Source organism: Microbispora sp. H10830 (assembly GCF_014161375.1).
In the GTDB taxonomy this organism is placed as follows: domain Bacteria; phylum Actinomycetota; class Actinomycetes; order Streptosporangiales; family Streptosporangiaceae; genus Microbispora; species Microbispora catharanthi.
The window spans coordinates 50,214-60,006 of the sequence record NZ_JABBWX010000031.1 but is presented as its reverse complement, the minus strand read 5'-3'; the positions used below and the strand labels follow the sequence as shown (position 1 = coordinate 60,006).

General features: G+C 70.2%; 8 protein-coding genes and 1 pseudogene. 2 read left to right on the top strand and 7 right to left on the bottom strand.

Translation table 11 applies throughout. The features are described 5' to 3' along the window. From HHX35_RS41345 to HHX35_RS41315, 7 genes and pseudogenes are all read right to left on the bottom strand, one after another. Window positions 1-283: pseudogene (locus tag HHX35_RS41345) on the bottom strand (SGNH hydrolase); the annotation flags it as partial. Between the two features lie 605 nt (window positions 284-888). After that, complete coding sequence (locus HHX35_RS41340; protein ID WP_182904051.1) at window positions 889-1,914, bottom strand: LacI family DNA-binding transcriptional regulator; 1,026 nt, start codon at window positions 1,912-1,914, stop codon at window positions 889-891. Window positions 1,915-2,167: 253 nt separating this feature from the next. Beyond that, window positions 2,168-3,934: a ricin-type beta-trefoil lectin domain protein gene (locus HHX35_RS42955; RefSeq protein ID WP_310739659.1), complete on the bottom strand. Its 1,767-nt coding sequence runs from the start codon at window positions 3,932-3,934 to the stop codon at window positions 2,168-2,170. Between the two features lie 256 nt (window positions 3,935-4,190). Continuing rightward, window positions 4,191-4,736 carry a hypothetical protein gene (locus HHX35_RS41330; protein WP_182904049.1) on the bottom strand — a complete coding sequence of 182 codons (546 nt, stop codon included), beginning with the start codon at window positions 4,734-4,736 and terminating at the stop codon, window positions 4,191-4,193. Beyond that, window positions 4,697-5,041 (bottom strand): GNAT family N-acetyltransferase, encoded by a 345-nt coding sequence (locus HHX35_RS41325; protein ID WP_182904048.1) that lies wholly within the window; start codon window positions 5,039-5,041, stop codon window positions 4,697-4,699. The genes HHX35_RS41330 and HHX35_RS41325 overlap by 40 nt, the downstream gene beginning before the upstream one ends. A 24-nt stretch (window positions 5,042-5,065) precedes the next feature. Next, window positions 5,066-5,425, bottom strand: a complete 360-nt coding sequence (locus HHX35_RS41320) for a hypothetical protein (RefSeq protein ID WP_182904047.1) — start codon at window positions 5,423-5,425, stop codon at window positions 5,066-5,068. Window positions 5,426-5,573: 148 nt separating this feature from the next. Next, window positions 5,574-6,191 (bottom strand): TetR/AcrR family transcriptional regulator, encoded by a 618-nt coding sequence (locus tag HHX35_RS41315; RefSeq protein WP_310739658.1) that lies wholly within the window; start codon window positions 6,189-6,191, stop codon window positions 5,574-5,576. Window positions 6,192-6,329: 138 nt separating this feature from the next. Between HHX35_RS41315 and HHX35_RS41310 the strand changes: the two genes are divergently transcribed. Together HHX35_RS41310 and HHX35_RS41305 are read left to right on the top strand one after the other, a co-directional pair. Beyond that, window positions 6,330-7,463: a nitronate monooxygenase gene (locus tag HHX35_RS41310; protein WP_182904046.1), complete on the top strand. Its 1,134-nt coding sequence runs from the start codon at window positions 6,330-6,332 to the stop codon at window positions 7,461-7,463. A 205-nt stretch (window positions 7,464-7,668) separates the two neighbouring features. Next, a complete protein-coding gene (locus HHX35_RS41305) occupies window positions 7,669-9,789 on the top strand; it encodes an acetate--CoA ligase family protein (protein ID WP_182904045.1) in 2,121 nt (706 codons plus the stop codon). The last annotated feature ends 4 nt before the right edge of the window (window positions 9,790-9,793 follow it).

The following is a 9,793-nucleotide window of genomic DNA, read 5'->3' as shown; positions in this document are numbered from 1 at the left end:
GGTGTCCCTCGTGGTCGTGGTCGCCCAGACTGGCGGGCCCGTTGTACTGCGACCCGACGAAGTCGATCGTGTAGCGGCCCGCGGCCAGGCGCTGCCACAACCCGATCCGGTAGCCGCCGGGCACCTGCGTGCCCTCGGTGATCGAGTCGCCCAGCGGCATCACCCGCACCCCGCCGTTCGACTCCGCGAGGGCGACACCCGTGCCCACCAGCGTGCCCGTCACCGCCACGACCACGGCCAGCAGCGCCGCGGTCGACCAACGTCTCCACGTACGCGCGGTCAACCCGCCATCCGTCGGAAGGCGATGCGGCAGGTTCGGCCTATGGCGGAACCCCGGGCTACTTCCGCCGAGCCGGCTGCGAGAGGTGACTACGGCGCCGACCCGGCGCAGAAGGCATGCGATCTTCATGGATACTCCTGGGAGAGTGCGGGACAGAAGCGTGTGCTGTTATCGCTCCTTGAGATCCGGCCATTTTTGTTAGCGCTAACACTGGTGCTCGCGAGGCGGCCCCGGCGTAAGTGGTGGTGCGGCGGAGCAAATACGACGCGCCGATCCGCGTCAAGGCTCCCGACTCTCTCCGGCCGGCCCCCGGCCTGCCGGAGCGCCTCATCTGCTGCGACGAGGGCGGGCCCGATCGCTGCGGAGTGCGGGAGGTGAAACTTTCACGACAACGATCTGGCGGAGATGAGTCGATCGAGCCTCTCTATTGCGGCTGACGAAATCTCACACCGAAGGATCGGAAGAAATACCAGCTGAAAGTCAGATCATCTCTGTGGGTATGGGAAACGATCTGCCCTCAGCGTCGAAATGTCTCGTGGTGGCGGTCCGCCGGAGCCGGTGGCGGGCGGCAGGGACCGCCGCGGCGGGCGCCGGCTCACGTTCAGCCGTCAGGAACGGTGATCCCGGGCGCGGGCGGGCCCGGTCGTGCCACGCAGGGAGATCGGCGGCGCGACCAGGAGATGGCCGTGCGGGGTGGTGGGATCGGCGATCAGCCGGATGAGCATCTCGACGGCGCGGGCGCCGAGCTCATCCGCGGGGACGTCGGCGGCCGTGAGTGGAGGGTGCAGGTTCTCCGCCCAGTGCCGCGCGGAGACGCCGGCGATGGAGAAGTCGCGGGGCACGACCAGGCCCGCCTGGGCGAGCGCGTGGTACATCCCGGGGGTGGCGGCCTCGTTGATGGTGGCGATCGCGGTCAGGCCGGGGTGCTCCTCGAGGAGCCGCTCGACGCAGGACACCCCCGATTGGGCGTCGTCGGCGCAGCACGTCTGCACGCCGTCGAGACGACGCTCCGCCATCGCGCGGGTGAAACCGGCCTGGGCGCGGTGGCCTGGGCCGTACCCGGCGGCCACCAGCTCCTCCGAGCGGTTGACCAGGGCGATGCGGCGATGGCCGAGGTCGGCCAGGTGATGCACACAGTTGGCGATCAGCTTCTCGTAGTCGATGTCCACCCAGGACATCTCCTCGGGGCGGCTGGTGCGGCCGATGCCGACGAAGGGCAGCCCGGCCTGCCGCAGGCGGGTGACCCGGTCGTCCTCCAGCCGTATCTCCATGACGATGACGCCGTCCACACGTCTGCCGCCGACCACGCGCTCGAACGATCGATCGTGCTCGCCCCCGGACGGCGACAACAGGACGTCCAGGTCGGCGTGTGCGGCGGCGTCGACGACGCTGGCCACGAAGCCGAGCTGCATGTCGGTCAGGCGGCGGCTGGCGGGGGGGATGACCAGACCGATGGTGTGGGTCCTGCCTTCCTTGAGCGCCTTGGCTGCGGCGTTGGGCCGGTAGCCCAGTTCGTCGATGACCGCTTGGATGCGCCGGCGGGTCTCCTCCGACACCGGACGCTTGCCGCTGAGGGCGTACGAGACGGTGCTGCGCGCCACACCCGACCGCTTGGCGATCTCCCCGATATTCACCGGCGCTCCTCACCTGATCCGACCGATACGCACATCGTAAGTCGAATCGAGCGCATGGGATGACGACCGCGGCGCATACGACGGTCCGCTCGACCTCGGTGACGTGCGCGGTCTATGGGTCACCGCTCCTACGAACCGATTCGACTCCAGGCGGAGCCGATCGCGGGGCCGCGAGGCCGGACGCCGGTCGGACGTGTGACGCACGTCCGACCGGCGTGGCGGTCATGGGTGAAGCGCGTCGCCGGTCACCTGATCAGCTTCGGGTCCACTTCTGACTGGTGGTGCCGGTGCAGGACCACAGCTGGACCTTCGTTCCGTTCGAGGTGCCGAAGTTGCTCGCCTCCAGGCACAGGCCGGACTGCACGCCGGTGACGGTGCCGTCGGCGTTGACGTTCCACTGCTGGTTGGCTTGGCCGTTGCAGTCCCAGATGATCGCCCGGGTGCCGTTCGCGGTTCCTGCGGCCTCGGCGTCGAGGCACTTGTTGCCGTAGACCTGCAGTTGCCGGGAGGAGGTGTACGTCCACTGCTGGTTGGTCTGGCCGTTGCAGTCCCACAGCTGGAGCTGCGTGCCGTTCGTCTGCGACACGTTCGGCACGTCGAGGCAGCGGCCGGCGTTGACGTTGCGCAACGCCGACGTCGAACCTCCGCCGCTCGAGGGCGGCAGGAGGGTGATGGTGAAGGTGTCGTCGACGGCGGTGTGCGGCAGGTTGACCGTGGTGCCGTTGCCGGACAGGGTCGCCACGGTGTTCTGGACGGTGACCGGGCCGGTGACGGCGCCGCCGCCGTTGTAGGGGATGCGTTCGACGAGGACGCGGACCTGGTTGTTCTGGACGATGTCGCTGGTGGTGTCCAGGCGCTGCAGGTTGACGGCGATGTTGCCTGTGGTGCGGCCGCCGCCGACGAGGATCTTGGCGGTTCCGCTCGTCTTGGTGGCGAAGGCGTCGTAGTTGGAGCTGGGGGTGACCGAGGCGATCTGCCCGGTCTGGGAGCCGTAGAAGCGGTAGACCCACCATTCGCCCTTCGGCGAGTACTGGCCGGAGGAGTTGTGGGTGAGGAGGTTGGCCAGGTCGTTGTGCAGGTTGCTCCCGCCGGCCCAGTTGGCGCGCAGGCCGTCGGCCCCGGCCCGCTCCAGCCGGGCGATGTACCAGGCGCCGTCGGCGGGGTTCTGCTCGTTGGAGGCGCCGTATTCGTTGATCTGGTAGGGGCGGGGGTGGGCGATGCCCCGCGAATCGAGGGTGGTGTTCGCGGTGGCCACGTTGGCCACCGGGTCGCCGGGCAGGGAGTGCCAGCTGACGATGTCGGGCACGACGTTGTTGGCCTTGACGTAGTCGAGGTACTGCGTCCACCAGCCGCTGGTGGAGGGCACGCCCGCGAAGCTGGGGCCCACGATCAGGTGGGAGGGGAACGCGGCGCGGATGCGCTGGTAGGCGCGTTTCCACATCTCGAAGTACTGCGACTGGGGGCGGTTCCAGAACAGGGTGATGTTGGGCTCGTTCCACAGGTCCCACTGGACCGGCGCGCCCGTGGCCCGCACGTCGTCGATCAGGCGGGTGAGGAAGGCGTCGTAGTCGCTCCAGTTGCCGTTGTCGCCCGGAAAGCGCGAGATCGGATAGCCGTCGGCGCCCCACAGGTCGTGCACGAGCAGGACGAACTCGCCGCCCAGCGACCGGGTGCGCAGCAGCTGGGCGCGGGTGGCGTTCCACCGCCGGTCGTACTTGCCCGACACCCAGCCGCCGGGGCTGTCGAGCTGGGCGCCGCCGGCGCGCATGTACCGGAACTTCACATCCGTGAAGTAGTTGTCCGGCGGATTCGCACCGTTCTCGGTCATGCCGTAGATCCACCCCGACGCCCGATACGTCGGGGAACCGCCCGCGACCGAGAAGTTGACGGTGATGGACTCGTCGGCGGCCTGGGCCGGTGCGGCGGTCGCGACGACGGACGCGGCGACGAGCGCCGCGGCGGAGAAGAGGGCGGCCAGACCGCGGCGGCGACCATGCCGCCAACTGAAGGTGATGTTCACTCGTGACTCCTTCGACGGGGGGGTGGGGCATCGCGGGACGAGCCGAGGCGTTGTCCTGGAACCTGGGGTGTTGCCGTCTGGCGGTCGGGTGAAGCGAAAAGGCGGTCTCAACGCGGGCGACGCAATCGAATCGATTCGCAGACAGGGTAGATTTAGGCGGGAAGGCATGTCAATCACATGTGTCCGGTATATGAAGGACATGTGTCCGACACTCAGACCTGTGGGGATTCTTCGGGTTGCGCCCCGAACTTCCAGCTCAGAGACTTGTCTCGAACCGATTCGCCGCGTGTCTTCCCCACCTCTGGACGTATCGGTGGCCGTCTTCCGGCGGCCGGCTCATCGGTCGCGCGTGATGAAGTCGCCGGCGGCGCGCATGGCGGCGACGAGCCGGTGTCCTGCGTAATCGGCGAGCCGAGGGAAATCCCTGCGGTGGTAGCAGGCCCAGTAGCTCGCCACGCGCTGCTGAATGAGGGTGAGGAACCGGGCGATTGCCGGCGAGGAAACGGCCGTAGGCCTGGTGAGTGGGGGAGCCGGGGGTGCCGATGTCGGCCACGATCTCCAGGACGTATTCCCCCACGAGGTGAACGACGTAGGGGAGGGCCCATGGCTCGAGGCTGCCGATGATCTGCGTGAGGTGGCGCTGACGCACGATGCCGTCGTGGTGGCGGGTGTAGAGGCAGTGCAGGATCGTCTGCTGGAGCGGCGTCAGGCCGTCGAGCTTTTCGGGGGAGACTTCCGGGTTGTAGATCCGTTCGGGGACGGTCACCCGGTCGTCGCCGACGGTCGCGCGGAACGAGCCCACCGGAGAGTGACGGGCCTTGGGGAGGATGCGAACGGCGGTTCCTCGACGAGGGCGAAGCCGTGCCGTTCGCAGAAGCGGCGGGCGCCGGTGTTCTGCTGGAACACGTGCAGATCGAGCACCCGGGAGCGCGCCTCCTTGGCCTGGCCGCGCAGCGCGGTGCCGATGCCGCGCCCCTGAGCGGCGGGCGTGACGTACAGGTGGTCCAGCCGGTCGCCCTGGAGGCAGGCGAAGCCCGCAACCTGACCGTGCGGCTCGGCGACCCGCACCTGTGAGGCCGGGAGCATGGCGTCGGCGATCCGTGCCACAGACGCTCTCACCCACGCATCCGGTTATGCCGTCGCGGTTTCAGGTCTGCCAGGCGATACGGCGCGTCTGTCGAGGTCCTGGACCCACTTGACCGCGACCGCGGCGACCTGGATCAGCTCGGCGCGCAGGCGGTCGGTGTCGTCCTCGGCGAACGCTTCGAGCACCTCTTCGTGCAGGATGTGCCGCCAGGTCAGCCGGCCTTCGGCGGCGGAGTCGGCCACGGCCCGCTTGGCGAGGTCGGCCTCGGACGCGTACGCGGGCCCGGTGCCGTCGGGGTGTTCCTGCAGGCCCCACATCGCGTCCTGAGCCGCTCGCTCCGCTGCCACGTCGGTCAGCACTCGGTTCAGAGAACCGGGCAGGCCGTAATCGCCGGGCTGCGTCATCGTGTCGGTGTCCTTTCCTTGGACGGTGGTCCGGATGCGGTCAGTCGAATCGACCGCCTGACCACTGTGCACGGTGGCGACGGCGTCGAGCGGCAGGATGAGGAACGCGACGGCGGGGTGACGCCGGCCGGCTGCGACTGGCGGGTGATCAGCCCTGGTTCGTCGCCGGGGCGGTGACCGCGTTGAGCAGGAAATCGACGAGCCGTCGCGCGTGGCCGGCCGTGTCGCGGGCCAGCGTCGCCTGCTTGTCCGGCGGTGTGCTCATCGCGTGCATCATCGCTCCGCCCGTCAAGGTGTCGAGCAGCAAGGTGACCGAGGCGGTGGCGGGTAGCTCGTCCCGGGCGATCCCGCGGCGGACGATGGCTCGTGCGGCCAGGATCTGGTCCCGCCTCATCGTCTCGTAATGTTCGGCCACGCCCGGGATCGCCGGGGCCTCCAGGGCGATCCGGAGTGCCGCCCGGCTGCTCTCGCCGGTGTAGAGATCGAGCATCTGCGTCGCCAGTTCGACCAGATCGCCGTGCAGCGTGCCGGTGTCGACGTCGCTGATCCGGGGCAGGCCCACCGTCAGCGCATCGGTCAGCAGTGCTTCCTTGCTGGTCCAGCGCAGGTAGAGCGAGGCCTTGCCGACGCCGGCGCGCCGGGCGACCGTCTCCATCGCGAAGCCGGCCCAGCCGGCCGCGCCGAACACGTCCAGGGCCGCCTGGGCGATCCGGCGGTCGACGTCGGGGTCGCGGGGGCGCCCCGGTGACGATGGCGTCGCGCTCACCGAGCCCACCTTACCTTTTGATCTTCGAGCACCTATTGCTGAACGGTTTCCGTCAGGATACAGTGACGAAAAATTGAACGCATAGCGTTCAGTAATGAGCGGAGCGAAGCCGGCTCCGCGAAGCTGGAGGAACAGATCATGCGTACGGCCCTGACCGACCTGCTCGACGTCGAGCACCCCATCGTGGGTTTCAACCGCTCGCCCGGTGTCGTCGCGGCGGTCACCAACGCCGGCGGCTTCGGCGTGCTCGCCGCCTCGGCGTACAAGCCCGAGGAGCTCGATGCCCAGCTGACCTGGATCGAGGAGCAGGTGCAGGGCAAGCCGTACGGCGTCGACCTGCTCGTACCGGAGAAGTTCGCCGCCGGCGACCCGGACGATCTCATCGCCAGCCTGCGCGCGCAGATCCCGGCCGAGCACTTCGCCTTCGTCCAGGACCTCCTTGAGCGGTACGGCATCCCGCCCGCGCCCGAGGGGACCGGCAGCTTCGACGAGATCGCCGCCAGTCTCAACCCGGCCGGTGCCGCCGCACTGCTCGACGTGGCGTTCCAGCACCGCATCTCGCTGATCGCCAACGCCCTCGGCACTCCGCCGCCGGACCTCGTCGCGCGGGGCAAGGCCGCCGGTGTCGTGGTCGCCGCCCTGGTCGGCCAGCCGAAGCACGCCCGTCGCCAGATCGACGCCGGCGTCGACGTGCTGATCGCGCAGGGCACCGAGGCGGGCGGGCACACGGGCACCATCGCCACCATGGTCCTCACCCCCGAGATCGTCGACATGGCCGGTGACCGGCCCGTCCTCGCCGCCGGTGGCATCGCCTCAGGGCGGCAGACGGCCGCCGCCCTGGCGCTGGGCGCCGCCGGGGTGTGGACCGGTTCGGTGTGGCTGTCCAGCGAGGAGGATGTCGCCAACCAGGCCATCAAGAACAAGTTCCTTGCCGCCACCAGCTCCGACACCCTGCGCTCGCCCACGCGTACGGGGAAGCCGGCCCGGCAACTGCGCACCGCCTGGCACGACGAATGGGAGGCCGCCGGGAGTCCCGGGCCGCTGCCCATGCCGCTGCAGCCGCTGCTGGTCAACGAGGCCTGGCAGCGCATCGACGCCGCGGCAGAGGCCGGCCACGAGGGCGCCTTGACGCTGGAGTCGTTCTTCGTCGGCCAGGTCGTCGGCTCGTTCCGCGAGGTGCGCCCGGCCGCGGAGATCGTCCGCGAGCTCGTCGCCGGCTGCGAGCAGCGCATCGCCGACCTCGGGGCCCTGCTGCCGTCCCCGGCCGCATAAGCTGCGTGGCCACGAGGTCACTGCGGCTGCCAGGTCGAATCCCGGGCGCCCGTCAGCGCGCGTCGCAGGTGTTCACGGCTTCCGTCCGGCAACTCGCGACCGCGCACGCCGCCCACCGCTTGTTCTGCTCCCGATCGGCTCCGGGAGACCTCCGATCCGTCGGTTCGCCCGGACGGAGGGTGGTCCACACACCTGAAGGATTCCGATGACGACCATCACCCCGCAGCGGCTGTCCTCGCTGTTCCGGCCGCGCAGCGTCGCCCTCGTCGGCGCGGCCGACAAGTCGCAGTTCTCGGCCCTCGTCCACCACAATCTGCTCCAGTTCGGCTTCGGCGAGCACGTGCACCTGGTCAACCGGCGCGGCGCCGAGACCCACGGCCGCCCCACGGTGACCTCCTGCCAGGAGATCGGCGCACCGGTCGACGTCGCGTTCATGATGGTGCCGCAGGCGGGCACGCTGGAGGCGCTCTCCGACGCGGCGGCCGCCGGGATCCGCAACGCCGTCGTCCTGTCGTCGGGTTACGGCGAGGCGGGAGAGGCGGGCCGTGTGGCCCAGGCGGAACTCGTCGCGCACGCCCGGTCGCTGGACATGGTGCTGCTGGGGCCCAACATGCTCGGCTTCGCCAACTTCGTCGACCGCATCCCGGTGACCGCGATACCGGGGCTGCCCCAGGAACACGGCCCGGTCGCGCTGCTGTCGCAGAGCGGCGCCAGCTCCAGCGCGATGCTCGACTTCGCGTCGATGGTCGGCGTCGGGATGTCCTACATGGTCACCCTCGGCAACGAAGCCATGATCTCCGCGGGCCACGTCCTGGACTACCTGGTCGACGACGAGCACACGAAAGCCGTCGCCGTGTTCATGGAGACCATCCGTGACCCCGGGACGTTCCGGCGCGCCGCCCGCCGGGCGGCGGAGGCCGGCAAGGCGATCGTCGTCCTCAAGGCGGGCAGCAGCGAGTTGTCCGCGCGGACCGCGGCGGCGCACACCGGCGCGCTCGTCGGCGACGACGCGACGATCGACGCCGTGTTCAAGGACCTCGGGATCATCCGGGTCGACTCGATCGAGGACATGCTCATCACCGCCGGCGCCGTGGCGGCGCTGGGCCGTCTGGAGCGCCCGGGGATCGGCGTCGTGTCGATCTCCGGCGGCGCCTGCGACATCGTCGCCGACCGCGCCGAGGACCTCGGGGCACCGCTGCCTGCCCTGTCCCCGCACACCGAGCAGGCGCTCGCCGAGATCATGCCCGACTACGGAACGGTGCAGAACCCGCTCGACGTCACCGGTGCCGCGGTCATCGACCCGACGATGTTCACGCGGGCGATCCCGGTGATGTCGAAAGACCCGGCGGTCGGCGTCGTCGCGGTCGTCAACGGGCTGCCGTGGCGGCCGGACGACGTGCCCTACATGGGCCAGGGTTACGTGAACGCGATCGGCGAGGGGATGAGGCAGGCCGAAACGCCCTGCGTGTACGTCAACCAGGTCCTGCAACCGGTCACCGACGTCACGCGCGCCTCGATGCGGGCCGGTGGAGTGCCGTTCACGATCCCCGGCCTGCGGCAGACGGTGGTCGCCTTGAGGAACGTCGGCTGGTGGTCGGAGACGACCCGGGCGATGGCGAGCGCGAAGCGAACCCCGGGGGAGCATCTACCGGTGCCCGCGCCGTCCGCCCGCACGGGCGCCTGGTCCGAGGACACCGCCCGGCGGCTGCTCGCCGACGCCGGTGTTCCGGTCGTCCCCGCCGTCCTGGCACGGTCGGCGGACGAGGCGGCGAAGGCCGCGGCCGACTTCGGCGGCCGGGTCGCGCTCAAGGTGTGCTCACCGCAGATCCTCCACAAGAGCGACATCGGCGGCGTCCGGCTCGACGTCGCCGGCGCGGACGTCCGCACGGCGTACGAGGCTCTCGTCGCGTCGGCGGCGACCGTCGACGGTGCCGAGTTGGAGGGGATCCTCGTCTCGCCGATGCGCTCCGGCGGCATCGAACTGCTCGTCGGCGTCGTCCGCGACCCGCAGTGGGGGCCGATGCTGGCGGTGGCCCTCGGCGGCGTCTTCGTCGAGGTGCTCAAGGACTCCGCGCTCACCCCGCTTCCCGTCACCGCCGATCGGGCCCGGCGACTGCTCACCGGCCTGCGGGCGGCGGCCGTGCTCGACGGTGTGCGAGGCGGCGCGCCGGCCGATCCGGACGCGATCGCCGCGGTCGTCGCCCGGGTCGGCGATCTCGCCCTGGCCCTGGGCGACGACCTCGAGTCCCTCGAGATCAATCCACTGCGCGCCGACGGCCCGGTCGTGGAGGCCCTCGACGCCGTCGTCACCTGGCGCAGCGCCTGATCGC